At 69.0% G+C, this 25,356-nt stretch carries 24 protein-coding genes; 10 read left to right on the top strand and 14 right to left on the bottom strand.

Going from position 1 to position 25,356, the window contains the following annotated elements; genetic code table 11:
- Positions 1 to 38 precede the first annotated feature (38 nt).
- Entirely contained in the window at positions 39 to 1,070 is a 1,032-nt protein-coding gene (locus ACTOWJ_RS09210; RefSeq protein WP_441334301.1) for a M61 family metallopeptidase, read from the top strand.
- A gap of 36 nt (positions 1,071 to 1,106) precedes the next feature.
- On the opposite strand, the gene ACTOWJ_RS09205 is transcribed toward ACTOWJ_RS09210, so the two are convergent.
- Positions 1,107 to 1,760, bottom strand: coding sequence for a TIGR00645 family protein (locus ACTOWJ_RS09205; RefSeq protein WP_441334300.1), 654 nt, complete (start codon positions 1,758 to 1,760; stop codon positions 1,107 to 1,109).
- A 220-nt stretch (positions 1,761 to 1,980) separates the two neighbouring features.
- Between ACTOWJ_RS09205 and ACTOWJ_RS09200 the strand changes: the two genes are divergently transcribed.
- The 4 genes from ACTOWJ_RS09200 to ACTOWJ_RS09185 all read left to right on the top strand — a co-directional run bounded on the left by ACTOWJ_RS09200 (position 1,981) and on the right by ACTOWJ_RS09185 (position 7,582).
- On the top strand, positions 1,981 to 2,706 hold the full coding sequence (locus ACTOWJ_RS09200; protein ID WP_441334299.1) for a glutathione binding-like protein: 726 nt from the start codon (positions 1,981 to 1,983) through the stop codon (positions 2,704 to 2,706).
- Between the two features lie 55 nt (positions 2,707 to 2,761).
- Positions 2,762 to 5,098: a S9 family peptidase gene (locus tag ACTOWJ_RS09195; protein ID WP_441334298.1), complete on the top strand. Its 2,337-nt coding sequence runs from the start codon at positions 2,762 to 2,764 to the stop codon at positions 5,096 to 5,098.
- Between the two features lie 42 nt (positions 5,099 to 5,140).
- Positions 5,141 to 5,563 (top strand): cytochrome c oxidase assembly factor Coa1 family protein, encoded by a 423-nt coding sequence (locus tag ACTOWJ_RS09190; RefSeq protein WP_441334297.1) that lies wholly within the window; start codon positions 5,141 to 5,143, stop codon positions 5,561 to 5,563.
- 192 nt (positions 5,564 to 5,755) lie between these two features.
- Positions 5,756 to 7,582, top strand: coding sequence for a DUF885 domain-containing protein (locus ACTOWJ_RS09185; protein ID WP_441334296.1), 1,827 nt, complete (start codon positions 5,756 to 5,758; stop codon positions 7,580 to 7,582).
- Positions 7,583 to 7,731: 149 nt separating this feature from the next.
- Here the strand turns inward: ACTOWJ_RS09185 and ACTOWJ_RS09180 are convergent, their stop codons facing one another.
- On the bottom strand, positions 7,732 to 9,774 hold the full coding sequence (locus ACTOWJ_RS09180) for a serine hydrolase domain-containing protein (protein ID WP_441334295.1): 2,043 nt from the start codon (positions 9,772 to 9,774) through the stop codon (positions 7,732 to 7,734).
- 34 nt (positions 9,775 to 9,808) lie between these two features.
- Between ACTOWJ_RS09180 and ACTOWJ_RS09175 the strand changes: the two genes are divergently transcribed.
- The gene (locus tag ACTOWJ_RS09175; RefSeq protein WP_441334294.1) at positions 9,809 to 10,513 is read left to right on the top strand and encodes a hypothetical protein; all 705 of its coding nucleotides are present in this window, start codon (positions 9,809 to 9,811) and stop codon (positions 10,511 to 10,513) included.
- A gap of 555 nt (positions 10,514 to 11,068) precedes the next feature.
- Positions 11,069 to 11,776, top strand: a complete 708-nt coding sequence (locus ACTOWJ_RS09170; protein WP_441334293.1) for a helix-turn-helix domain-containing protein — start codon at positions 11,069 to 11,071, stop codon at positions 11,774 to 11,776.
- 165 nt (positions 11,777 to 11,941) lie between these two features.
- Here ACTOWJ_RS09170 and ACTOWJ_RS09165 read toward each other — a convergent pair whose 3' ends face one another.
- Together ACTOWJ_RS09165 and ACTOWJ_RS09160 are read right to left on the bottom strand one after the other, a co-directional pair.
- A complete protein-coding gene (locus ACTOWJ_RS09165) occupies positions 11,942 to 12,625 on the bottom strand; it encodes a YdcF family protein (protein ID WP_441334292.1) in 684 nt (227 codons plus the stop codon).
- A gap of 153 nt (positions 12,626 to 12,778) precedes the next feature.
- Positions 12,779 to 13,114 carry a hypothetical protein gene (locus ACTOWJ_RS09160; RefSeq protein WP_441334291.1) on the bottom strand — a complete coding sequence of 112 codons (336 nt, stop codon included), beginning with the start codon at positions 13,112 to 13,114 and terminating at the stop codon, positions 12,779 to 12,781.
- Between the two features lie 237 nt (positions 13,115 to 13,351).
- Here ACTOWJ_RS09160 and ACTOWJ_RS09155 point away from each other — a divergent pair, with 237 nt between their 5' ends.
- Genes ACTOWJ_RS09155 through ACTOWJ_RS09145 form a run of 3 tightly spaced genes read left to right on the top strand, consistent with a single transcriptional unit; the run spans position 13,352 to position 16,237 of the window.
- The gene (locus ACTOWJ_RS09155; protein ID WP_441334290.1) at positions 13,352 to 14,554 is read left to right on the top strand and encodes a beta-ketoacyl-[acyl-carrier-protein] synthase family protein; all 1,203 of its coding nucleotides are present in this window, start codon (positions 13,352 to 13,354) and stop codon (positions 14,552 to 14,554) included.
- Positions 14,551 to 15,360, top strand: a complete 810-nt coding sequence (locus tag ACTOWJ_RS09150; protein WP_441334289.1) for a beta-ketoacyl synthase chain length factor — start codon at positions 14,551 to 14,553, stop codon at positions 15,358 to 15,360. Before ACTOWJ_RS09155 ends, ACTOWJ_RS09150 begins: the two co-directional genes overlap by 4 nt.
- A complete protein-coding gene (locus tag ACTOWJ_RS09145) occupies positions 15,353 to 16,237 on the top strand; it encodes a glycosyltransferase family 2 protein (RefSeq protein WP_441334288.1) in 885 nt (294 codons plus the stop codon). Before ACTOWJ_RS09150 ends, ACTOWJ_RS09145 begins: the two co-directional genes overlap by 8 nt.
- 161 nt (positions 16,238 to 16,398) lie before the next feature.
- Here ACTOWJ_RS09145 and ACTOWJ_RS09140 read toward each other — a convergent pair whose 3' ends face one another.
- The 10 genes from ACTOWJ_RS09140 to ACTOWJ_RS09095 form a co-directional block, all read right to left on the bottom strand.
- A complete protein-coding gene (locus ACTOWJ_RS09140) occupies positions 16,399 to 16,899 on the bottom strand; it encodes a hypothetical protein (RefSeq protein ID WP_441334287.1) in 501 nt (166 codons plus the stop codon).
- A gap of 238 nt (positions 16,900 to 17,137) precedes the next feature.
- Complete coding sequence (locus ACTOWJ_RS09135) at positions 17,138 to 17,776, bottom strand: hypothetical protein (protein ID WP_441334286.1); 639 nt, start codon at positions 17,774 to 17,776, stop codon at positions 17,138 to 17,140.
- Positions 17,777 to 17,936: 160 nt separating this feature from the next.
- A complete protein-coding gene (gene fabG, locus ACTOWJ_RS09130; RefSeq protein WP_441334285.1) occupies positions 17,937 to 18,677 on the bottom strand; it encodes a 3-oxoacyl-ACP reductase FabG in 741 nt (246 codons plus the stop codon).
- Between the two features lie 212 nt (positions 18,678 to 18,889).
- Positions 18,890 to 19,396 carry a hypothetical protein gene (locus tag ACTOWJ_RS09125; RefSeq protein ID WP_441334284.1) on the bottom strand — a complete coding sequence of 169 codons (507 nt, stop codon included), beginning with the start codon at positions 19,394 to 19,396 and terminating at the stop codon, positions 18,890 to 18,892.
- Positions 19,397 to 19,665: 269 nt separating this feature from the next.
- The gene (locus ACTOWJ_RS09120) at positions 19,666 to 20,097 is read right to left on the bottom strand and encodes a phosphotransferase (protein ID WP_441334283.1); all 432 of its coding nucleotides are present in this window, start codon (positions 20,095 to 20,097) and stop codon (positions 19,666 to 19,668) included.
- Complete coding sequence (locus ACTOWJ_RS09115; protein ID WP_441334282.1) at positions 20,084 to 22,450, bottom strand: MMPL family transporter; 2,367 nt, start codon at positions 22,448 to 22,450, stop codon at positions 20,084 to 20,086. Before ACTOWJ_RS09115 ends, ACTOWJ_RS09120 begins: the two co-directional genes overlap by 14 nt.
- Positions 22,450 to 23,127, bottom strand: a complete 678-nt coding sequence (locus ACTOWJ_RS09110) for a LolA-related protein (protein ID WP_441334371.1) — start codon at positions 23,125 to 23,127, stop codon at positions 22,450 to 22,452. The genes ACTOWJ_RS09115 and ACTOWJ_RS09110 overlap by 1 nt, the downstream gene beginning before the upstream one ends.
- Positions 23,087 to 24,061, bottom strand: coding sequence for an LpxL/LpxP family acyltransferase (locus ACTOWJ_RS09105; protein ID WP_441334281.1), 975 nt, complete (start codon positions 24,059 to 24,061; stop codon positions 23,087 to 23,089). Before ACTOWJ_RS09105 ends, ACTOWJ_RS09110 begins: the two co-directional genes overlap by 41 nt.
- Positions 24,058 to 24,393 carry a hypothetical protein gene (locus ACTOWJ_RS09100; protein WP_441334280.1) on the bottom strand — a complete coding sequence of 112 codons (336 nt, stop codon included), beginning with the start codon at positions 24,391 to 24,393 and terminating at the stop codon, positions 24,058 to 24,060. Before ACTOWJ_RS09100 ends, ACTOWJ_RS09105 begins: the two co-directional genes overlap by 4 nt.
- A gap of 241 nt (positions 24,394 to 24,634) precedes the next feature.
- A complete protein-coding gene (locus tag ACTOWJ_RS09095; RefSeq protein ID WP_441334279.1) occupies positions 24,635 to 25,342 on the bottom strand; it encodes a ketosynthase in 708 nt (235 codons plus the stop codon).
- Between the last annotated feature and the right edge of the window lie 14 nt (positions 25,343 to 25,356).

Here is a 25,356-nt window from a genome sequence, read left to right as displayed (position 1 = left end):
CGGGAACCTTCTCGCGCCGCGCGATTCCAATGACGATCATGGCCGCCCGCGTCCTGCCGTTGCCGACTTTGCTGCTTTGCGCCGCGCTCGCGGCGACGGCGGCGCCCGCCTGCGCGCAAGCAGCGGCGGACACGGCAAACAACAAGCACCTGGCCATCGGCGCGGATGAACGCGTCATCCGCGCCGGCGATACGCGGCTGCGGGTGATCGTGGAGAACCCCGGCGATCGCGAGCGCGCCGATGAATTGCACCGCTGGCTGGACGAATGCGCCCAGGCCGCGCTGACCGCGTTCGGCCATTTTCCCTTGCGCGAAGCCACGGTGCGCATCCGCCTGGTGCCGCGCCGCGGCCGCGATTCCAGTCGCGACTCCAGTCCGGTGCCGTGGGGCCAGACCCGACGCGGCGACGGCGTTGCGGTGCTGTTGTACGTGCGCGACGACGCAAGCCTGGCCGAACTGCGCGCCGACTGGACTGCGGTGCATGAACTCTCGCACCTGTTTCATCCGTATCTGGGCGATCAGGGCCGCTGGCTGGCCGAAGGCCTGGCGAGCTACTACCAGAACGTGCTGCGCGCCCGCGCCGGCCTGTTGGACGCGGACGAAGCCTGGCGCCGACTGGACGGCGGGTTTCAACGCGGCCGCGCGGTCGGCGCGGGGCGGCGCATGGATCAGGTCGGCTGGAGCCGCGGCAGCACCATGCGCATCTACTGGGCCGGCGCGGCGTATTGGCTGGACGCGGATCTGGCGCTGCGGCGCGAACGCGGCACCACGCTGGAGCACGTGCTGGGGCGTTATTCGGATTGCTGCCTGGACGGCGACGAACATCTCGAGCCGCGGGCCTTCGTCGATGCGCTCGATCGCGCCGGCGGCCGCGGCGTGTTCGCGCGCCTGTACCGGCGCTATGCGGCAATGACCGAATTTCCGCCGCTCGACGCGGCCTATCGCGAATTGGGGCTGAGCACGGCCGATGGCGCTCTGCGATTGTCCGCCGACGCCGATGCGGCGAGATTGCGGCGCGCGATCATGAGCGCGCCGCGTCGCGACCCATCGCCGCGCGGACGCGGCGACTGACCCGCCCGCGCCGTTGCGGCGCGGGCGCTGGAAACCTCAGTGCGCCTTGCCCGGCGCCTTGCTCATCAGCTTGTCGGTCCAGGCGATGCCGACGGCCGAGACGATGAACAGGAAGTGGATCAGCGACTGCCACATCACGCCTTCGGATGTCACGTCGCTGCAGCGCGCCTTGATGCTGCTTGCGGCATTGGCGAGCTCGGATGCGCCCTTGGCGGTCATCGCCGCGAGCTGCCGCGTCGCCTCGTAAGCCTCCGGCGTGCCGCACAACGGCAGGCCCAGATTGCCCGCGCCGATGAAGGTCTTGAGCAGGTGGATCGAGGAGATGCCGATGATCGCCATCGCCAGCTTGACCTTGAGCACGCTGGCGTTGACGTGGCTGAGCCACTCGGGCTGATCGGGATGCCCTTCCAGACGCAGGCGCGAGACGAAGGTCTCATAACCGCCGACGATCACCATCACCAGCAGGTTGGAGATCATCACCACGTCGATCAGACCCAGCACGATCAGCATGATCGCCTGCTCGGTCAGACTGGCCGCGTCGCTGACCAGGTGGATCAGTTCTTTGACGAACTGGAAGACGTACACGCCCTGGGCGACGATCAGTCCCAGATACAGCGGCAGCTGCAGCCAGCGCGAGCTGAAGATCAGGGCCGGCAGGGGATTGAGTCGGGTGATCTTGGGATCGGTCATGCGGAACTCGGAACTCGTTGAATGGGAAGGCGATTCCCGCGCAGCGGGGTTCACAGAGTAGCCGGGCGGCGGCGACATCGCCATGTCGGACGAGAGCGGGATTCAGATAACCGCCCCGTGCGGGGCCCGACGCGGGCGGCACACGCCGTCCCACCGGCGCGGATCTGGCGCGCGCGGGACCGCCTTTACACTGCCGGCTTTCTCAGCGGAGTCCTTCCCCATGATCGACCTGCACTACTGGCCGACCCCCAACGGCCACAAGATCACCTTGTTCCTCGAAGAAGCCGCCCAGGCCGGCGCGGGGCTGGAGTACTCGATCAAACCGGTCGATATCGGCGCGGGCGATCAGTTCAAGCCCGAATTCCTGACCATCTCTCCCAACAACCGGATGCCGGCGATCGTCGACCATGCGCCGGCGGACGGTGGCGCGGGGATCAGCCCCGCTCCTATCAGCGTGTTCGAGTCCGGCGCGATCTTGCAGTATCTGGCGGAAAAGACCGGCCTGTTCGCGCCGCGCGCGCTGCGCGAGCGGATCGCCGTGAACGAATGGCTGTTCTGGCAGGTCGGCGGCTACGGCCCGATGCTGGGCCAGAACCATCACTTCAACCGCTACGCGCCGGAGAAGGTGCCTTATGCGATCGACCGCTATCAGCGCGAGACCGAACGGCTGTACGGCGTGCTGGACCGACGGCTGGCGGGCCGCGAGTACATCGCCGCCGATACACTGACCATCGCCGATTTCGCTTGCTACCCCTGGACCCGCGAACACGAATGGCACCACGTCGACCTGGCCCGCTATCCCAACGTGCAGCGTTGGCACGACGAGTTGAGCGCGCGGCCGGCCTTCCAACGGACCTACGAAATAGGCAAGGTGTACCGGGCCGACAAGACCATGACCGACGAAATGCGTCGGAACCTGTTCGGCACCCCCGCGTCCACGCCTTGATGCAGCAACCGACGCCGGACCGCGATCCAGCGTCAGCCACGGAACCATCGCCCGAATGAACAATCCCCGTCGCCTCGCCGCTTGCCTGCTCGCCATGTCGCTGACCGCCACCACCGCCCTCGCCGCCTCCAAGCCCACCGCCGCCGCGACCGACGCGCCGGCGCCCAGCCGCCTGACCCTGGAAGCCCTGACTGGCGACGCGCCGTTGTCGGGCCCGAGCCTGGTCAAGCCCAAGATCGCGCCGGACGGCAGCCGGGTCGGCTTCCTGCGCGGCAAGCAGCGCGACCGCAATCGCCTGGATTTGTGGGCTTACGACATCGCCAGCGGCAAGACCCGCATGCTGGTCGATTCCGACGACGTGCTGCCCGGCGCGGAAGTGCTCAGCGACGAGGAGAAAGCGCGGCGCGAACGCCAGCGCATCGCCGCGCTGTCGGGCATCGTCGATTACCAGTGGTCGCCCGACGGCCAGCGCCTGCTGTTCCCGCTCGGCGGCGAGCTGTATCTGTATGACCTGAGCAAATCGGGCAAGGCGGCGGTACGCAAGCTCACCCACGGCGAGGGTTTCGCCACCGATCCCAAACTCTCGCCCAAGGGCGGTTTCGTCAGCTTCGTGCGCGATCGCAACCTGTGGGTGATCGATCTGGCCGACGGCAAGCCGCGCCAGCTCACCTTCGACGGCAGCGACACGATCGGCAACGGCGTGGCCGAATTCGTCGCCGACGAGGAAATGGACCGCCACACCGGTTATTGGTGGGCGCCCGACGATTCGGCGATCGCCTACGCTCGCATCGACGAATCGCAGGTGCCGGTGCAGAAGCGCTACGAGGTGTATCCCGATCGCACCGATGTGGTCCAGCAGCGCTATCCGGCCGCGGGCGACGCCAACGTGCGCGTGCAGTTGTTCGTGGCCAACGTCGGCCTGACCGACACCCGCGTCTATCCGCGCAATCCCGACGGCAGCAACGGCCCGCACCAGCAACGCCTGGTGCCGACGGCAAAGTCGCAGGAGATCGATCTGGGCAAGAACCCCGACATCTACCTGGCCCGGGTCGACTGGCGCGACGCCGGCCGCCTCGCCTTCCAGCGCCAGTCGCGCGATCAGCACACGCTGGAACTGATCGAAACCGATATGCAGTCCGGCAAACAGCGCACGCTGGCCAGCGAAACTTCCAAGACCTGGGTGCCGTTGCACAACGATCTGCATTTCCTCAAGGACGGCCGGATCCTGTGGAGCAGCGAACGCAGCGGCTTCGAGCATCTGTATCTGCTGTCCGAGGACGGCGCCAAGGCCACCGCGTTGACCTCCGGCGATTGGCCGGTCGACAGCGTGCTCGCGGTCGATGAAGCGGGCGGGCAAGTGTATTTCGCCGCCGGCAAGGACACGCCGACCGATACGCAGGTGTATCGCGTGCCGCTCGCCGGCGGCGCGATCGAGCGCCTGTCCAAGACCGACGGCCAGCACGCGGCGAGCTTCGCCAAGAACGCCAGCGTCTATGTCGATGCGTGGTCGAATCCGCTCACGCCGCCGCAGTTGGAGCTGTACCGCAACGACGGCAGCCGCGTCGCCGCGCTGGTCGACAACGATCTGGCCGACCCCAAGCATCCGTACGCGCCGTACCTGCAGGCGCAGCGTCCGGTCGAGTTCGGCACGATCAAGGCCGCCGACGGCAAGACCACGCTGCATTACAGCCTGATCAAGCCCAGCGACTTCGATCCGTCCAAGCGTTATCCGGTGGTGGTCTACGTCTACGGCGGACCGGCGGCGCAATCGGTCAAGCGCGCGTGGGCGCCGGATTTCAATCAATACCTGGCCCAGCGCGGCTATCTGGTGTTTTCGCTCGACAACCGCGGCACGCCGCGGCGCGGCGCGGCGTTCGTGGGCGCGCTGTACCGCAAGCAGGGCACGGTGGAGGTGGAGGATCAAATCAAAGGCGTTGAGTGGTTGAAGTCCCATTCCTGGGTCGACGGCGGGCGCATCGGCGTCTTCGGTTGGTCCAACGGCGGCTACATGACCTTGATGATGCTGGCCAAGGCCAGCGACCAGTACGCCTGCGGCGTCGCCGGCGCCCCGGTCACCGACTGGGGCCTGTACGACAGCCACTACACCGAACGCTACATGGGCCTGCCCAAGACCAATCCCGACGGCTACCGCGAAGGCCGCGTGCTCGAACACCTCGACGGCCTCACCTCCAAGCTGCTGCTGATCCACGGCATGGCCGACGATAACGTGATGTTCACCAACTCCACGGTGCTGATGAGCGTGCTGCAGCAACGCGGCCAACCGTTCGAACTGATGACCTACCCCGGCGCCAAGCACGGCCTGCGCGGACGCGACAATCTGCATCGGCTGCGCCTGACCGAAGATTTCTTCGACCGCTGCCTCAAGCGCTGAGCGCGAGACCCACACCCTCAGGACGACAAGGAACGTGATGCCATGAATACGGAATATCGCAAACCCTGGGTGCATCGGCACTGGGTGTTGATGCTGGTGCTGGGCTTTGTGGCGATGATGGCGCTGTCGTTGGTCATCGGCGGCGGCGTGATGTACATGGCGATGTCGGCGATCAAGAACAGCGCCCCCTACCACGAAGCGATGGCGCGGGTGCGCGCGGACCCGCGCATGACCGGCGCGCTCGGCGAGCCGATCCAGACGCGTTGGGTGCCGCTGGGCGGGGTCGAACAGCGCGAGGGCGGAATCGCCAAGATCCTGGTGTTTCTGCGCGGCCCGCGCGGCGAGGGCAGCGTCGATCTCCAGGCCAAATTCGAGAACGGCGCATGGCAGTACCAGCAGATCGACGGAGTGTCCGACGGCCCTCCGCGCGAACGTTTCGATCTGCACCACGACGCCGAACAGTGAGATGCCGGACCGCGCGGGCCGTCGGCGCAGTGGATCTTGACCATGGCGCGGGTGGACATCGAACCCGGCCCGGTCGAAATCGACCTACCGCGCCCCTGAACCGCCCGTGCGCGGCGTCGCGCATGACCTTCGGGGCTTGGCCCGCGCCCGCACGCAGCCGATGCTGACGCCAGTCCTCCAACGAGTCATGCCATGAAGCCGCTTGTCCTTGCAGTCGCTCTGGCGCTGTCCGCGCCCGTTCTGGTGCTGTCCGCCGCGCCCGCGCAGGCCGCCGAGGCCGCGGCCGCCCAAGCCTCCACGACCAAGCCGGTACCGGCCTGGGTCGCGCAGAGCAACCAGTACACCCAGATCCTGATCAAGGCGCAGGCCGATTTCAGCCCGGAAGGTTTTTCCTTCTTCGGCATTCCCGGCTACGACGACAAGGTCACCGACCTCAACCCCGACGTCGGCCCGCGCTTCCGCGCCGCGATGGTCAAGGCCAAGACCGAGCTGCAGGGCAAGTTGCAACTCGAACGCAACGCCGACGTGCGCCAGGATCTGGAGATCCTGATCCGCGCGGTCGACAACAGCATCGAAGGCAGCGAACTCAACGAGAAGCTGGTGCTGCCGTGGTTCGACGCGCCGCAGACCGTGTTCTCCGGGCTCAACGCCCTGCTCTCGGATCAGACCCCGCCCGAACGCCGGGCCAAGGGACTGGCGCGACTGCAGGCCTACGTCGGCCAGGCGCCGGGCAGCAAGCCGCTGACCCAGCTGGCGCGCGAACGCTACGAGGAACGCCTGAGCAATCCGGCGCTGCTGCAGCCGACCAAGCTGGAAGTCGAGCAGGCGCTGGGCAATGTGGAGACCTACGCCAAGGGCATCCGCAAGCTGTTCGCCAAGTACCAGATCCAGGGCGCCGAGCCGGCACTGAAGGCGATGGAAACCCAGCTGAGCGAGTACGGCCAGTGGACCCGCGCGCAAGTGCTGCCCAAGGCGCGCACCGACGCGCGCTTGCCGGCGCAGCTGTATGCGTATCAGCTCAAGCAGTTCGGCATCGACGTCGATCCGCAATTGCTGATCCGCCGCGCCCAGGTCGAGTTCATGGAAACCCGCGCGGCGATGCGCCAGCTCGCGCCGCTGGTGGCCAAGGCCAAGGGCTTGCAGGTCGCCGATCCGCACGACTACGTCGCGGTGATCCGCGCGCTCAAGCGCGACACCATCGCCAACGATCAGCTCGAATCGCGCTATCGCAAGATCATCGACGCGATCGATCCGATCATCCGCAAGGAAAAGATCGTCGACGTGCCGCAGCGACCGATGGTGATGCGCCTGGGCAGCGAAGCCGAATCGGCCGCGCAGCCCGCGCCGCATTTCCTGCCCGCGCCGCTGGTCGGCAACACCGGTCAGCAGGGCCAGTTCGTGCTGCCGATCGGCGTGCCCAACCCCGCCGGCAAGGCGCTGCACTACGACGACTTCAACTACGAATCGGCGGCGTGGACGCTGTCGGCGCACGAGGGCCGGCCGGGCCACGAACTGCAATTCACCGCGATGGTCGAACGCGGTATTTCGCTGGCGCGCACCATGTTCGCGTTCAACTCGGTCAACGTCGAAGGCTGGGCGCTGTACGCCGAAGCCGAGATGGTGCCGTACGAGCCGCTGGACGGTCAGCTGATCGCGCTGCAGTTCCGCCTGCTGCGCGCGGCGCGCGCGATCCTCGACCCGATGCTCAACCTGGGCCTGACCGACCGCGCCAGCGCCGGCAAGGTACTGGGCGAGCAGGTCGGTTTCTCCGAGGCGATGACCAAGCAGGAACTGGACCGCTACATGTTCAACATGCCGGGCCAGGCGGGCAGCTATTTCTACGGCTACAGCCGCATCCTGGAACTGCGCATGGAAACCGAGCTGGCGCTGGGCGATCGCTTCGACCGTCTGAGCTTCAACAACTTCCTGCTCGACCAGGGCCTGTTGCCGCCGGCGCTGTTGGGCAAGGCGGTGCGCGAGAACTACGTGCCCCAGCGCAAGAACGCGGCGGCGAAGTGATCGCCGCGTCTTAGCAAGCCCCGATACCGCACCGGGGCGCTGAAAACGAAGAAGGCCGCGACGATCGTCGCGGCCTTCTTCGTTTGCGTGATTCCGTGATTCCGTGATTCAACCAAGCGCCACATCCCGTCAAGGCGATGCCGCCCGCGTCAGTACACCAGCGACCACTGCAGCGTCTTGAGCGCGAACACCAGCCACACCACCGCGATGCAGGCCGCGGCGATCGCGGTCGCGCAAACCCGGCGCAGACGCTGCAGCGGCGGTTTCCATGCGGCGCGCGCGTTGAGCACGGTCACCGCCGCGGCGGCGATGCTGAGCAGGCCCAGCAACTGCGCCATGCGGATCGCCGGGTCCAGGCCGCCGCCGAGCGCGCGCGGCGACGCCTCGATCCGGCTCAGTATCCACAGCCACAACGCGAACAGCAGCACATTGCCGATCAGGCCGAAGAAGCTGAGCAGACGCAGATCGCGTTCGCGCCCGTCCAGGCGCAAACGCCGCTGGGTCTGGCGGCGCACCAGCGCGGCCACCGGCCACAACGCCAGCGCCAGTACGTGCACGGCCAAGGCGACGTACAGCAGCGGCACCATCCAGGCCGGCGAGCGCCAAGTCGGCACCGGCTGCAGCCACAGCGCCGCGGGCACGTCGTCGCTGCTGACCGCGATCACCTGGTTGTCGATCACCTTGGCCGCCAGGCGGCTCTCGCCGTCGACTTCGCGCCACAGGTACGGCGCGATCTCGCGCCAACGCTTGAGCCGACCATCGGGAGTGCGGAACGTGGACACCGAGATCGTCTCGTCCTCGTTCAATTCGATGGTGGCGCTACCGAACAAACGCGCGATCGCGAGGAAGTTGCTCGACGATTGCCGGCTGCTCTCGTAGCGCCCTTCGACCTGACGGCCGTGCAGATACGCGGTCACCACCGTCGGCGGCGGCGCGCCGCGCTCGGGGTAGTAACGCCGCAGCAATCCGTTGACCAGATCGCGATGCAGCGCGCGCCCGGCGCGCGCCGGGCCGTCGACCGACACGAACACGCCGAGCTTGTGTTCGGGCAGCAACACCAGACTGCTCTGGAAGGCCTCGGTCGCGCCGCCGTGGCCGATCGACACCGGCCCGCGCGTATCGCGACGGAAGAAGCCCAGGGTCATCGCATCCAGGCCGGCGATCGGACGCACCAGGGTGTTCTGCATCGCCTGGGCGGTGTACGGCTGCACGATCGCGTTGCCGCCGTAACGGCCCAGATCGAGTTGGGCGATCATGAAACGCGCCATGTCCGCGCCGGTCGCCGACAAGCTGCCGGCGGGCGCGGCGTTGATCAGTTCGAACCCGATCGGCGGCGCGCCCGCGAGCGGATACCCCAGCGCCATGTCGGCGGCCAGGCCCTTGGGCAAGGGTTGGCGGAAACTGGAATGGCGCATCCCCAACGGCGCGAAGATGTTCGCTTCGACGTAATCGTTGAACGGCACGCGCGCGACCCGTTCGACCACGTAGCCGGCCAGGGCCACGCCGTAGTTGGAGTAGGCCGGCACCCGCCCGGGCGCGTAGATGCGCCGCGGCTGCACCGTCTTGAGGTACGCGCCCAGCGGCATCAGCCGCGCGCGGTTTTCGACGAACAAGTACTTGCCCGATTCCTCGAAGCCGCCGCTGTGGGTCATCAGATGACGCATCGTCAGCGACTGGCCGTGGTAGTCGGGAATGCGGAAATCCAGATAGGTGTTGATGTCGGCATCGAGGTCGAGCTTGCCGCGCTCGACCAGTTGCATCACCGCGGTCCAGGTGAACAGCTTGGAGATCGAGCCAGGCCGCACCAGCGTGCGGTTGGCGTCCATCGGTTTGCGTTGTTCGCGATCGGCGTAGCCGTAGCCCTTGGCCAACACCATCTGGCCGTCCTTGACCACGACCGCCACCGCACCGGCCAGGCCGCCGCGCGTCAACGCTGCGGGCACCAGGCCGTCGGCATAGGCCTCCAGGTCCGGCGCGCTGACCACCGGAGTCGGCGCGCGACCGGCGGCTTCGACCAGGATCTCGGCGACGGGCTCCGGCGCGGCTTCGACCGGAAGCGGCGCGGGTACCGGCGCGATCGGCGAGGGCAACGGCCGCACGTCGATGGGTTGCGCCTCGGGTGGCGCGGCGACCGGCGGCGGGGCCGGGGTGAGTTCGCCCGCGCCGTCGGCGAGCGGCGAGGAAGGCCGCACCACCCCGCCGGCCAGCGGCGCGACGTAGGGCGCGGTGCGCGAGGGCGGAGCGGCGGTCGTCGCAGTCGGTGCCGAAGGGAGCGGTGCGGCGGTACGGAGCGGCGGTGCCGGGGCGGGCACCGGCGCGGGCTGGGCCGCCCTCGCGGGTGCGACCGATGGCGGGGGCGACGGGCGCGGCGGGTTCGATACCGAACCGACGGGCGTGGCGGGAAGCGGATTGCGCGGCGCCGGCGGCTTCGGCGAACTCGCCGCGGGTGAACTCACGGCGGGCACGACCGGCGGGCGCGCGGCGGCGGGCGGCGTACCGGCCGGGCGCGGCGCGGCCGCGGCCGGCAATCGCGGCTCGACCGGCGTCGTGCGCGGAGGAACCGCAAGGGTGGGCGGCGGGATCGAGGGAGACGGGTTGGAAGGCGCGGTGCGACGGGCGGGCGCGGGCGAAGCCGCCGGGGCGGCCGGCGTGCCGGTCCGCGGCGTGGCGCTCGATGACGGACTGGCGGCGGCCGGATCGGCCACCGGCGGCGTGGCCGCGGCGCGGGCGGTGGCCTCGGCGGGCGACTCGCGCCGCTCCGGCGCGGGCGGCCGCGATACCGTATCGACGGGTGTGGGCGTGGGAGTCGGCGCGCGCGCCGGTGGCGGCGCGGCGGCCGGCGGCGCGGGCCTGAGCGGCAACGCGGTCGGGTTGAGCGGGAACGCCGCCGGGCTGGCGGCCTTGGGCGCGGCCGGGTCGGCCGGCGGCTGAACCGCGGGATCGGGCGTGGAAGGCTCGGCCACTGGCGTCGGCGCGCTCGGCGCCTGCTGCGCCGGAGCCGACAGCGTCGCGGTCAGCAACACTACCGCGCTCAGGCTCACGCGCAGCGCGCGCATCGAAGGCTTGAACATCATTACGACTCCCACCCCTGTCGGTCCGGCCGGCATCGCCGGCGACGCGTCATCCATACCGCGCCACGCACTCCGGCCCGGAACACCGCCCGGCAGTGTACGCGTTCGCCCGTGGCCGAAACGGCGGTGCGCGGACGCTCGCGGCGTGCTGGCGCGGGCTTTGCGGCCTGCGTGTGCACCATCGCACCGTGCTTATGTCTTCAGTGCGTCGCCGGCATGTCGGCCGAACCCAGCGACATCGCGTTCAGCCCCGTCGGCCGCATGCGGCCGCTCCGGCCCCTGCCGCGTCAGCCTACGCCGCCGATTTTCATAATCGGCAACTGGATTTCACAAAATGAACAAGCCTTCGCCGCGCTGGCTTGGCAAGGCGATGGCGCCCGCCTAGAGTTCGCCTTGAACTCCCTCGGCTCCGTCCATGCCCGCCAAGCGCAGCAAGACCGTCACCGTCGCCGCGCCCGCCGCCGCCCACAACCCCGGCGTCGCCCTGCGCGCCCTGCGCCGCCAGCGCGGCTGGACCCTGGCCGAAATCGGCGCGCGCACCGGGCTGCCGATTTCGACCTTGTCGAAAATCGAAAACGGCAAGATGTCGCTGAGCTTCGACAAGCTCACCCGCATCGCCCAAGGCCTGGAAGTCGACATCGGCGAATTGTTTTCCTCGCAGCCGCCGGCCGGTAACGACGCCTTCAGCGGCCGGCGCAGCATCACCCGCGCCGGCGAGGGCTATGCGATCCGCACGGAAAACTACGATCACCTCTACCCGGCCTCGGAACTGCTCAACAAGCGCCTGGTGCCGATCATCGCCGAGGTGCACGCGCGTTCGCTGGAAGAATTCGGCGAACTGATCCGCCACACCGGCGAGGAATTCGCGCTGGTGCTGGAAGGCGCGATCGAACTGCACAGCGAGTTGTATGCGCCGGCGCGACTGGAAGTCGGCGACTCGATGTACTTCGACAGCGCCATGGGTCACGCCTACATCGCCGCCGCGCCGGGCCGTTGCCGGGTGCTGGCGGTGTGCTCGGGCGGCGAGTCGCATCTGCGCGAAGCCATGGCGCGCCACAACGGCGCCGACGCCGCCCGGCCCGCTCCGCGCGGGGCCCGCTCGCGCCGCGCCGGCGAAGACTGAGCCGCCGCGCCTGCCACAAATCGGCGCGCAGCGGACCGGCGCGTGCAAGAGTCGTAAGCCCGCTTCGCCGGATAGCCGTCACAAGACCGACAAACGCCGATCACGACGCTGTGTTTTCCCATTCTGAAAATAATTTCCGGCCTTGCCGGCGCGGGCGTGGCGCGCTCAGCTGACCCGCGCGAGCATGCGTTGGCTGCCGATCAGCCGCGCCCAACGCGCGCCGATATCGTTCATGCACACATACCCGGCCTCACCGGCCAATCGCATCAGCATGCTCGGCCGCAGCGGCAGGCGCGGCTCGGCCGCGCACAGTTCCCAGTCGTAGCCCAGCTGACGGGCGAACCAGGCGCAACGGGCGAGGTGATAGCGGCTGCTGAGCAAGGTCACGCGCGAGTTCATGCGCTCGCCCAACAACACGCGCGCGTTGCGCAGGTTCTGCAGGGTGTCGCGCGATTCCGATTCCAGCCACAGCGGCGCATCGGCGGCGAGGCCGCGCGCGATCAGCCCGCGCCGCGCCAGTTCGGCTTCGGTCGGCTCGTTCGCCGGACCGCCGCCGAGCAAGACCAGACACGTCGGCGGACGCTCGCGCCACAGCGACATCGCGCGATCCAGCCGCGCTTCGAAATCGCGGTCGAGCCGACCGCCTGGCGCGTGCTTGCCGAACAACAATACGCATTCGCCGCGCTCGGGCCGGCACGAGGCATTGCGCGCCACTCGCAACACGTGCAGCAGATAGCCCAGATACACCAGGCCCGCGCTGAGCACGCAGGCGAGCGAAGCGATCACCGCGACATGCAGGATGTCGCGGTCGCCGAACAATGCGATGCGGTGGGCGGTACGGCTGGTCACGAAGAAAACCGGCGGAAGCGGACGAAGAACGGCGAAGGTGAAATCGGTGGCGGTAGCGATGTCGCACGCCGCAACGCGATCGGACCGCGCCGCGGCGATGGGGTTGTCGACCGAACCCGACGCCGCGCGCCGTGGCGACGCGCAGCGCGCGCTTCAGTCCTGGCCGGACAGTTGCAGGTTGGTCGACAGGTCCGCGGTCAGATAGCCGATCCAGCCCAGATAGTTGTCGTAGCTGACCCGGATGCGGGCGACGTGAGTGCGCAGGTTCAAGGTCGAATCGATCTGGCCGGGCTGCTCGGCGGTCACCGACCAACCGCGGCCCATCAGCGCGCGCTTGATGTCCTTGGCCACCTTGGCCGAATCCACGCCGGCCGGAATGGCGACCGGATCGGGATCGACCAACGGCGCCGAACGCGCCTGGACCGATCCCGGAAATGCCGCGAACGCGGCCAGACACAACGCCGCCAACATCAGATGCATCAAACGCATGGTGTTCCCCCTGTGGTCAGGGATCCTCCGTGGATACCTGAACGGTGCTGCGCCGATCGCTTCCGGCCGCGCGACGGCGGCATCGACGCCCGCCCCGCGCGCGCCGATGAACCGACCCGCAGCGCCGGCCATGATACGCGGCCCGGGCCCGGCCGGCCGCGTGCGGCCGGTGGCTATACTTCCGGCTGATTCCGTTCGCAGCGTCGTACCTGTCTAGTGACATCCAAGGTCTCACCGATGCCCCCCTTGGCGATCCGCGCCTACACCGCGACCACCGCGCTGGGGCAGGGTCTTCAGGCCCAGGCCCGGGCCCTGCGCGAACGCCGCAGCGGCCTGCGCCGCAACGATTTCGCCCCGCTGGCGCCGGATCAGGCGCCGCTGGATTGCTGGATCGGCCGGGTCGAAGGCGTGGAGGACGCGCCGCTGCCGGATGCACTGTCGGACTGGGAATGCCGCAACAACCGTCTGGCCTGGATGAGCCTGCAGCACGACGGCGTGCCCGAGGCCATCGCCGCGGCGGTCGCGCGCCACGGCGCCGAACGTGTGGCGGTGATCGTCGGCACCTCGACGTCGAGCATCGGCGCGACCGAACAGGCCTATGCGAGCCTGCAAGGCGATCCGCCGCGCTTCCCCGACGAACTGGCGCGGCCGATTCTGCACACGCCGCATTCGCTGGGCGCTTTCGTCGCCGCCGCGACCGGCCTGCGCGGGCCGTGCGCGACCGTGGCCACCGCGTGTTCGTCCAGTGCCAAGGTGTTCGCCCAAGCGGCGCGATTGATCCAGGCCGGCCTCGCCGACGCGGCCCTGGTCGGCGGCGTCGACACCTTGTGCGGCAGCGTGCTGTTCGGCTTCAACTCGCTGCAGTTGGTCTCCACCCAGCCGTGCAAGCCGTTCGACGCGAACCGGGTCGGACTTTCGCTCGGCGAGGCCGGCGGCTTCGCCGTGCTCGAACGCCGCGACGGCGACGCCGCGCGCGGCCTGGAACTGCGCGGCTACGGCGAATCCAGCGACGCCCACCACATGTCCACGCCGCATCCCGAAGGCCTGGGCGCGCGCCTGGCGATGGCCGATGCGCTGGCCCGCGCCGGCATCGGCGCGCAGGACGTGGGGTATCTCAATCTGCACGGGACCGCCACGCCGGCCAACGATCAGGTCGAAGCGCTCGCGGTGGCCGCGCTGTTCCCGCCCGGGCTGCACGCCAGTTCGACCAAGGGTTGGACCGGCCACACCCTCGGCGCGGCCGGCATCGTCGAATCGGCGATCGCCCTGCTCGCGCTGGAACGCGGCGAGTTGCCCGGCATCCTCAACAGTGTCGATCCCGATCCCGGCAATGGGCCGCAGATCCGTTTCGACAACGCCCGCCAATCCATCCGGTATGCGATGAACAATTCCTTCGGCTTCGGCGGCAACAATTGTTCGCTGGTGTTCGCGCGCGCATGAGCGAGTCGATTCCGCGCCCGGCCGTGGCATTGAGCGCCTGCATCGAGGGCATCGGGTACTGGAGCCGCGGCCTGCCCGATTGGAACGCCGCACGCGCTTATGCGCTGGGCCAGGGCGAAATCGTCGCCGATGCGCCGGCGCGTCCTTCGCCGCAATTGCTGGCCGCCAACGAGCGCCGGCGCGCGCCGGAAACCGTCGCGGTCGCGCTGGAAGTCGCCCTGGCCGCGTGCCAGGCCGCCGGCCGCGATCCGGCCAGCCTGTCCTCGGTGTTCGCCTCCAGTCACGGCGACATGCAGATCACCGATTACATGTGCGCCACGCTGGCCAGCGAGCCGCGCACGATCTCGCCGACCCGTTTCCACAATTCGGTGCACAACGCCGCCGCCGGCTACTGGACCATCGGCGCCGGCGCGATGCGCCCGGCCACCGCGCTGAGCGCGCTGCAGGCCAGCTTCGCCCAGGGCCTGATCGAGGCCCTGAGCCAGATCGCCACCGGCGAGGATGCGGTGCTGCTGGTCGGTTACGACGGCGGCAGCCAGGGCCCGCTGGCGCAGGTCTCGCACAGCCGCGGCCTGCTCGGCGGCGCGCTGGTGCTGTCGCGCGCCCGCGCCGGCGTTCCGGTCCTGCGCGCCTGGCTCGCCGGACCGGCCGCGGACGCCGCGCCCGGCCGGCTGGCGCGACACGATGCCGACAACGCCAGCGCGCCGATGCTCCCCTTGTTCGAAGCCCTGGCCGCGCGCCATGATCGCGTCGCGTTGCCGGCGGGCGCCGGCCGCAGCCTGTGGATGGAACTGAGCCATGACTGACACTTCGTCGCCAGGACGCGACACGACCGCGCCGGCCTGGGCGCAACCGACGGCCGCGCGCGTCCGCCTGGACCGCCACAACGTCGCGGTGGTGATTCCCGCGCTCAACGAAGCGCTGCGCATCCGCGAAGTGGTCGAAGGCGCGCTGGCCCAATGCGCGCAGGTGATCGTGATCGACGACGGTTCCGACGACGGCACCTTCGATCGCATCGCCGACTTGCCGGCCACCGTGCTGCGCCATCGGCAACGCCAGGGCAAGGGCGCCAGCCTGCGCGACGGCTTCGCCGAAGCCCAGCGGCGCGGCGCGGCGGCGGTGGTGACCATGGACGGCGACGGCCAGCACGCGGCCGAAGACATCCCGCGATTGATCGACAGCGCCAACCGTCATCCAGGCCATATCGTGATCGGCGCGCGGCTGCGAAAGCGCGCCGCACAGCCGACCTATCGCCGGCTGGCGAACGATTTCGGCGATTGGGGCGTGGCCTGGGGCACCGGTTACCAGATCGCCGACAGCCAGAGCGGCCAACGTCTGTACCCGGCCGAGGTGCTCGCGCTGCGCGAGGTACCCGGCGAGGATTTCGTGTTCGAAGCGCAGATCCTGATGTCGGCCGCGCAGCAACTGGGCACCCGTTGCGTGTCGGTGCCGATCGAATCGCGTTACAACAACGAGGAGGCGCAGCAGCAGTTCCGTGCCAGCCACTTCAAACCGCTGCGCGATTTCAGCCGGATCACCTCGCACATCGTGCTGCAGTGCCTGCGCCGCGGCGGCGTTCCCGCGATCTATCGCAGCATCCGCGCCAACCCGCCATTGATCGACGATCCCAGCGGCGAATTCGGCGGCGAAGGCGTGCACAAAGCGCAGACGACCTTGCGCTGAGCGCATGAGTTCCCCCGTTCGAGTTCCCCCCTTTGAAAAAGGGGGGCTAGGGGGATTTGCCTTTGCTTTTGCTCCACCCCAAACAACAGCAAAAGCTCAAATCCCCCGCGCCCGCTACGCGAGCGCCGCCCCCTTTCTAAAGGGGGCAACAGCCACTGCGCCTACTCGCGCGGCGGCGGATTCTGATTGGGATTCGGATTCACCGGCCCCTGCGGACCCGGATCGCTCATCGGCGGCGGGTTGAGCACGTAGATCGCCACGCCGCGCGCGAACTTCTGCCGCGGGCTGATGCTGATCCCGACCCCGCCGCCGCTGAAATGACGGCCGCCGCCATAGCTGCCGCCGCCCGCGCCGACGCTGACGCCGGTCCCGCCCGCGCCGTCCTGGGTGCCCTGGAACAACACGCCGTTGGCGCCGAGCTTGGCGGCCTCGGTGCGCAGCTTGGTGAGCACCGAATCGGTCTTGTTCTGCTCGCCGTAAGTGAACGCGCCGCTGTTGCTTTCCAACAGGGCGATCTCCTCGTAGCGGCTCGGCGGCGGCGCGAAATACACCCGCACCTGCTCCACCGGCACCGGCGGCCGCGGCGTGCCGGTCAACACATGCGAACTGGCGCAGCCGGCTAGCAACGATGTCAGCAGGGCGAGCAACATGAGTCTGCGCATGACGGCGATTCCGATGACGGTCAGACGGCCATGCTACGCCGGCCCCGCCCAGCGTGGGGTGAAGCAGGGGCCGTCCGAACGCCGCTTCGATACCGGTGGTCCGGGGCGCCCGACCGAGTCCGCGGAAAATAAGAACTCGGCCTGAACCGGACCCTGCGGTTCGGGCCGGGCCCGGTCGTCTCGTGGCTTGGCGCTCTCCGCCGCGGCGGCATCGAAGGCGACGGCGCGCGGCGCGGACTCAGGAGCCGCGGGTTTCGCCTTCGCGCTTTTCTTCGTTCTTGCCGGTGGGCCCGCCGACCGCCTCATCGCGGTTCTGCGTCAGATAGGCCGCGACCATTTCGCTGATGCGGACGTTCATCGCCTTATCGGTGCCGCCGAACGAATACGCCGCGCCCCAGGCGTTGGCGTGTTGATAGAACTCCGGTTCGGCGACGACTTCGCCGCTGGCGGCATCGCTCATCTTAACCGTGACCAGAATCGCCGAGCCGCCGGCGAGTACGCCGCCGAAGAAACGCTTGCCGCCGCTGATGTAGCGGATATGCCGGACCTGCGGCTCGATCTTGAGCGTTCGCGGAGCGGCGCCCGTCGTCGGCAATTCGTTCCAGGCGTTCAGGATCGGCGGCACGCGCAGGTCCAGATTCGCCTGCAACCGCTCGCGTGCGAGTTCGTTGCTCTTCTGTCCGGCATACGGCGCGTCCATGCTCAAGGGGACGATTTCGAAACGGTCGAAACTCTTCAACGGCAGCGACGGCGGCGGATTGACCTCATTGCGCGCCTCGACGTACTTGACCAATTCGCCTTTCGCCCAAACCGCCGTCGGCGCGCTCGCCACCCACGCCAGGCACATCGCCAAACCCCATGACCTTACCGATCGCATATGCGTTCCTTGTCGATACCAAGATTGGCGCGCGGCGACCGCCGCACGCATCCGTGATTCAGCTCGTGCCCGCCGCCGATCCCCATCGGCCCGGTCGGGCCCGCTCAGTATGCCGGTCGGGTGTCCGCCGTGCACGGCGCATGCGCGACGAACGCAGGCCTCAGCCCATCCCGCCGTTGATCCCGATCACCTGCCCGTTGATGTAACCGGCATCGTCCGAACACAGAAAAGCGATCAGCGCGGCGACCTCGTCGGCGCGGCCGGCGCGCGCGGCCGGGACCATCTGCTTGATCGTCTCGGGCGGGAACGCCTCGGCGGCCATGCCGCCTTCGATCACGCCGGGCGCGACCACGTTGACGGTGATGCCGCGGCTGGCCATTTCGCGGGCCAGCGATTTGGACGCGCCGTGCAAGGCGGCCTTGGCGGCGGCGTAATTGGCTTGGCCGCGATTGCCCAACACCGCGGCGACCGAGGACACGCTGACGATGCGTCCCCAACGGGTACGCGCCATCGGCAGCAGCAGCGGCTGGGTAACATGGAAGAACCCATGCAGCGACACGTCGATTACGCGCTTCCATTGCGCGTCGCTCATGCCCGCCATCGGCGCATCGTCGTGGATGCCGGCGTTGTTGATCACGCCCTGGATCGGGCCGCCTTGCAGCAAGGCCTCGATCGCGCGCGCGACGGCATCGCCATCGGCGACGTCGAAGGCGATCGCTTCGGCCTGACCACCGCGCTCGCGGATCTGCGCGACCACCGCCTCGGCGCGATCGATGCCGCTGTTGGCATGCACGATCACGCGCCAACCCTGGACCGCCAGGCGCAGGCAGATGGCGCGGCCCAGATCGCCGCTGCCGCCGGTGACCAAGGCGCGGCGCGAAGGAGTGGAAGGTTCGGACATGCGGGGATTCCTGGGCCGGAGCCCGATGCTCAAAGCCCCATTGTAGAAGCACGGCCGCCGAAGCCCGCGGCGGCACCGGGCTGATCGCCAGCCGCCGATCGCCAGCCCCCGCCCCGCCACGGCGCCGCATCGCGCCGCGCGGAACGGGGACCGCCCACCCGCGAGATCGATGCCTCGTTCGGGGCCTGGGCGCGGCTCGCGCGGGGTTCGCCTCAGTAGTGCGGGAATTCGTCCGGCGACGGCGGCTGGGCGCTGCTTCCGTGCAGCGAGGCGATCGGACGCAGCGTTTGCTCGATCGCCCGGCCTTCGCCGTCGCAGACCAGATGCTGCATGCCGCGCCACATCGCCCATTCGCGCGGGTCGTCCTCGGCCTGGTCTTCATCGCCATCGACCACCACCACGCACCATTCCAGGTTGCGCTGGGCATAGGGTTCCTCGCGCATGGTCGGCGCGTGATCGAAATCGATCTCGACCCGGCCGCTGTCCACCGTGGTTTCCAACCACTGCGCGTACAGCGGCGAACGCGCGCCGATGAGCTGGTGCATGTCGACCCAGGTATCCATCGGCATGTCCGGGTCGTACGGCCGGTCGCAGCGCTCGAACCACGCCAGGCGAGCGCCGCGGCGCTCGCCGACCACGATGCGCAGGCTGAAATGGTGGCCGAAGCGACCGTCCTCGCGATGCGGGCCGTAATCTTCGAACTTGAATTGCATGGACATGGACGGCCTTCCTTCGGCGCGCACGGCGCGAGCGCGTTCGTCGACAGGAACGCTGCAGCGCAGAGGATGTGAAATCCCCGGCTCCCGTATCGGCAGGCGCTTTTCGTATCGGCGAGCGCTTTTTTGGGAGGGGCTTGCGCCCCGACGCTTTTCGCGCAGTGGGCGGCGTGGGCCGCCGGCAGATCAAGCGGCGCTCTGTTTGCGCAACCAAGCGTCCGCGCCAAAGCCCCAACCACACAACCACGCGCGATCGAAACGGCTACGCCGGATCAGTCGGTCCGCGCCATCACCGCCGCCCGCCCGTGCGCGATCAACGCGCCGGCGTGACGGATCTCGAACTCGTACTGCCAGCTTTCGCCAGTGTCGATGAGCTTGCGGCCGATGCCTTCCAGCGCGCCGGGCAGATCGTCGATGTGCGCCAGATGCAGTTGCACTCCGCGCAGCGCCACCAGCACGCCGGGCTTGGCCACGGCACCTTGTTTGGACGCCACCAAACCGCCGTGCACCGCCATGGTCTGCGCGCCGTATTCGCACAGGTGCACCGCATGCAGGCGCCCGCCGCTGCGCAGCGGATGCCGCGGATCGCGATGGCCGTGGCTGCGCAGAGCGATGCGCTCCTCGTCCCATTCCACGACCTCTTCCCACAGGCACATCAGGCCCTGATGCGGAATCAGCGCGGCGATGTCCTCACGCGTCCGCATCGTCGTCCTGTGCCGGCAACATCGCCGCAGGCTCACGCACGATCAGCAGGGCCAGCACGAAGTTGAACATCACCCCGAGCGCGACCGTGGCACCGATCGCGCGCAGCACCGGGATCGAGGACAGCGCCAACAGCGCGAACACCATCAGCGTGGTCAGGCTGCAGACGATCACCGCATGCAGCGTGCGCAGTTGTTCGGCGCGGTCGTCGCCGGCGTGATCGAAGAACAAGGCGTAATCCAGGCCCAGGCCGGCCGCCAGAATCAACGACACCAGATGGAACAGATTCAACTCCACGCCCAATCCGCGCAGCACCGCGAGGATCAGCAGCGTGGTCAGCGCCATCGGCGCGAGCACCCGCAGCACCCGCCGCGGCGATCGCAGCGCGATCCACACCGCCGCGGCCAGCAGCACGCCGGCCAGCGCCAGCGCCATCAGCACCCGGCCGCGGTACTCGGCGACCAGGGACTCGGAGGCCTGCTTGAGATCGAGCAACTGCGCGCCGTGCTTGCCCACCACGTCGGCGACCACTTCCGGATCGCGCAGGCCGGTCAGCGACACCAACGCGGTGGTGTGATCGCCGCGTTGCAGCAGCAGGCCCTCGACGCTGACCGCCAACGGCGTGCCGGCCAGATCGCGCACGCTCAGCGGCGGCGCATGGCGCGCGCGTTCGACGTCGCGCAGAAAGTCGGCGAAGGCGTCGCCGCGGAACGGGCTGGCGGCGACCGCGGCATCGAGCGCGGCGCGCAACGGCGCCGGTTCGGGCAGGCGCCGCTGACGTTCGCGCTGAGTCCGGGCGCTGGGCAGATAGCGCGCGGCCAGATCGTAACCGGCGATCGCGCCGCGCTGACGCAGCATCGACAGTTCCGGCAGCAAGGCCTCGGAGGCCTGCAAGGCCGCCTCGGTGGCGTCGCCATTGGCGGCGCGGCCTTCGATAGCGATGACGTAACGCACGTCCGGCGCGCCGAGTTCGTCGCGCAATTGCATGTCGCGCGCCATCGCCGCCTCGGGCACCGGGGTCAGCTTGGCCAGATCGTTCTGCCAGAACGCGCCGGGCACGAACAGAATCACCGCCAACGCCAGCGCCGCGATCAACGACACGCTGGCCACGCCCAGCCGCGGCCAGCGCGCCAGCGCGTTCCACACCCGCGCCAGGCGCTGCGATCGGGCGACGTCGCGCGGCGCCGGATCGATCAGCGCCGGCAGCATGAAACGCGTGGTCAGCGCCGCGGTGGCCAGGCCGACGATGGTGAACACCGCCAACTGCTGCAAGCCGTCGACGCCGGACACGAAGAAGGTCAGATAAGCGATGCAGGTCGACGCCACGCCGGTGCCGAGCGTCGGCCACAAACTGCGCGCGCTCGCCCACGGCGACAGGCCGGGGCGCTGATGGCTGAACAAATGGATCGGATAGTCCTGGACCACGCCGATCAGGGTGAAGCCGAACGCGACGGTGATGCCATGCACGCCTTCGAATACGCCAGCGACCGCGCCCAGCCCGGCCAGCCCCGCGGTCGCCAGCGGCAGGCCGCCGATCAGCGGCGCTTTCCAACTGCGATACGCCAGCCACAGCAGCGCGATGAACACCAGGCTGTCGATGGTGCCGATCAGGCTGGCCTCGCGCTGGGTGCGTCCGCCGATCTCGACCGAGAAGGCGCCCGGCCCGCTGACGGTGAGTTCGGCCTTGCTGGCGCCGCGCACCTGCGCGAACGCGGCGTCGATCGCGGCGATCGCAGCCTGTTGTCCGGTCGGATCGAAACCGGCCGCGCGCGTTTCCACCGCCAGCAAGGCCTGTTTTCCCGCGCGGTCGAACCACACGCCGTCGAGCGTCTGCGGCGCCTGCGCCGGTTGCCAGGCTTCGGCCAGGCGCAGCATTTCCAGGGTGGGATCGGCGGGCAGCAAGGGTTCGATCAACTCGCCCGCGGGCGAACCCAGATCCTGCACGCGGGTATCGAGTTGTTCGCGCAGGTACGCGCCGTCGAGCGCCTGCTCGTCCAAGGTCGGCGACAACAGGTAACGATACGGACGCAGCCGTTCGGGCACCGCATCCAGGCCGAGTCCGGCGCCGTTGGCGACCAGCTTGATTTGCGGCTGCCGGGCCAATCGCTCGCGCAGCCCCTGCGATTGCGCGGCCAGCACGGCCGGATCGTCGCCGCCGATGGCGAGCAGCAGCAGGCGCGAGCCGGGTCCTTCGCCCAGTTCGTCGATCAGCAGCTTCTGCGCCGGCGTCTGCGCGCTGGGCATGAAGCGGCGCAGATCGCCGCTGAGTTTGAGGTTCGCGCCGATCGCCCAGCCGGCGAGCGCGAGCGCGGCCAGCCACAGCAGGGCCAGGCCGATCCTGCGCGCGGGCGTCATCAACGCGCGGCGCCGTGGCCGCGGCACAGCGCGGCCAACTGACTGGCGTCGGCGACGCCGGCCGCGGCGCGCGCGGCACCGCCGAGCAAGGTGCGCTGTTGTTCGTTACCGCGCGCCGGCCGGGTTTCGATGCAACGCAGTTCATCATCGCGGCCGAGCAGGACGATCTCGCGAATCCGCGCGGCTACCCGTGCATCCTTCGGCGTCAGGGTGATGGTCCATTGCCGGCGCGTGCCTTCGGCGGTCAGGCGGTAGTGCTGCTCCAGCGCGGCGCGATCGCCGCCGAGCAGCGCGCCGAAACTCGCCTGCAATGCGACCAGTTCCGGCGCGCGCGACAGCGAGAATTTCTTCGCCGGCTTGCCGGCGCGGACGATGGCCACCTCGCCCTGCCCCGGTTTGGCGCCGGTGCGGATGGTGGTGGTTTCCGCGTAGGGCTCGCGCACCTCGCGCACCAGCGTGGTCGCGTCGGGACGGCGGTACTCGCCGGCCACGCGCAGCGGCGCCTTCAACAAGGGCGAACCGCGCACTTCGACGAAATCGCTGCGCGCCGGAATCGGCTGGGCCAGACGCGGCAGGATCCAGGCCGGATCGGCCGCTTGTGCCGCATCGGCGGCCGACGCCGCCTGCGCGACCGTGTCAGTAACCGGAGCGGCGTGCGGCGACCCGGCGGCGAACATCAGCGCCAGCGTCAGGCAAGACTTGTTGAGCGTCATCGGCAGGCCAGAAATCGTAGAAGTTGAACCAGTTGTACGGCGCGTTGCGAGCATGGTGCTGCAAGCGTTCGGCATAGCGCTGGACCAGCGCGGCGAGTATCGCCGGGCGGTTATGCCGTTCGATCGCCACACCGTCGCTGAACGGTTCGAACACCAGGTCGTAACGCGAACCGCCACGATACAGGCCGAAGGCCAGCACCACCGGCAACTTCAACGCGGCTGCGATCAGCCATGGCGCGGTCGGAAACGGCGCGCCGGCACCGAGGAAGCAGGCCGTCGTCGACGCCTCGCCCGGCGCGGCGCGATCGACCAGCAGCGCGACGATCGCGCCCTCGTCGGTGGCCTGCTTGATCGCCAGCACGATCGACGGACCGTCCTGGCCGGCATCGATGACGTTGCGCGCGATCTGCGGGTCCAAGGCATCGAGCAACTGGGTCAGCTGCGGGTTGTGCGCGCGATCGAGCACCACCCGCACCTTGGCCTCCGGCCGCTGCCGCGCGAGCACTCGCAAAGCCTCGAAACTGCCCAGGTGCGAACCGAACAACAGCATGCCCTGGCCGCGCTCGATCTGCCGGTCCAGCGGCTCCAGCCCGCTGACGTTCACCTCGAACCGGTCCATGCCGCTGCGCAGCATGTAGACGCGGTCGAGAATGGTCGCGGCGAAGGTGTGGATGTGGCGCGCGACGTCCAACAAGCCCGGCGCGCGATCGAGCGCCCGCGCCAGATAGGCGCGCGAGGCGCGCCGCTCGGGGCCGCGCACGATCAGGAAGTACGCGACGATCGGGTACAGCGTCAGCCGCGCGATCGCGCGTCCGCCGTTGCTGGCGATGAAGCGGATCAAATGGAAGGCGAAACGGCTGCCGCCTTCCGGGCGTTGCTTCCAATGCGAGGCGTTCATGCGTGCGCGTCCGTGGCAGGCGAAGGAGCGGAAGGCGAAACGATGGCGGGCGCATCGGCGACGATCTCGCCGCTGGCCAAAATTTCGCCCGAATGCAGCACTCGGAACCGCCAGCGCGTCGCGCCCAGGGTTTCGAGTTCGACTTCGGCGTTTTGCTCAGGCAACAACGGCCGCAAAAACTTCAACTGCGGCAGCCGCACGCCGGCCAAGGGGCCGTGCGCGGCTTGCACCGCTTCGATCGCCCGTTCCAGCAGCAGCACCCCGGGCACCAGCGCCCGGCCCGGGAAGTGACCCGGAAGGCAGGGATGGTCGGCGGCGATAACGAACTGCATGGTGCGGTAATCAGGCGGCGCGGAAGGTGACGTCGAAGGATAAAGCAGGCCACCAGGAAACGTGACGTAAACCCGCAGTTTTCATGCAGATTCCAAGTTTGCCCATGCAAAGCCCCTTTCCCGCGTGCGGGAGAGGGGTTGGGGCGAGGGTAAACGGCCCAGGCGCGCCCTCATCCGCCCCACGCCTTCACCAGGGCAGGCTCTCCGGGCGCCTTCTCCCGCGAGCGGGAGAACGGAAACCTCAGGAAAACAGTTCTTTCCAGAATTTCGGCCCCAATTGGGCCATTTTGCGCAGGAAATCGAAGAACCCGGTCTCCGGCCGCTGCTTGAACAAGCGTCGCCGCACCAGGTACTCGACCGCGAACATGCCGCCGACCACGCCGTAATTGATGATGTTGGCGAACCAGGACCACTGCTCGCGGCTGATCGCGATCGCCGGCAGGTGGCCGAGCCGGGCCAGCAGGCCGTCGGGCACCGCGATCGTCGCCAGCACCCCGTTGACCAGCGCCAACAGCGCCAGCACGCAGGCCCACAACGCGGTCAGGCGGCGGGTGTAGCGGTACAGCTCCGGGGTCAATTGTTCCGGCGCGCAACCGTGCAGGGCGGCGACGATGCGGGTGATCAGCGCCTGCCGCGGCGCACGCAGGCTGCGTGCGAACCACCACGCCAACCAGCCGTTGAACAGCACCGGCGGGGTCAACAACAGCATTTGCGCGTACGGCGTGGCGGCCGACAGCGCGAGCGCGCCGAGCAGGACCAGGGTCGCCATCCACGCCAGCAGTCGCGGCGCGAGCAATCCGTCGACGGTGACGAACACCACCAGATCGGCCAAGGCCAAGGCCGCCAACACGCCGCTGCCGTCGTGGCTGGCCCAATGCGCCAGCAACGGATAGGCGATGGCGAGCAGCACGCGCGCCGGTCCGCTGGCGCTGGACGAAAGATCGGTCACGGAAGACGGTCCGG

The sequence above is a fragment of the Lysobacter sp. CA199 genome (assembly GCF_052078715.1).
GTDB lineage: Bacteria > Pseudomonadota > Gammaproteobacteria > Xanthomonadales > Xanthomonadaceae > Lysobacter.
This window is presented reverse-complemented; position numbering and strand designations above follow the sequence as displayed.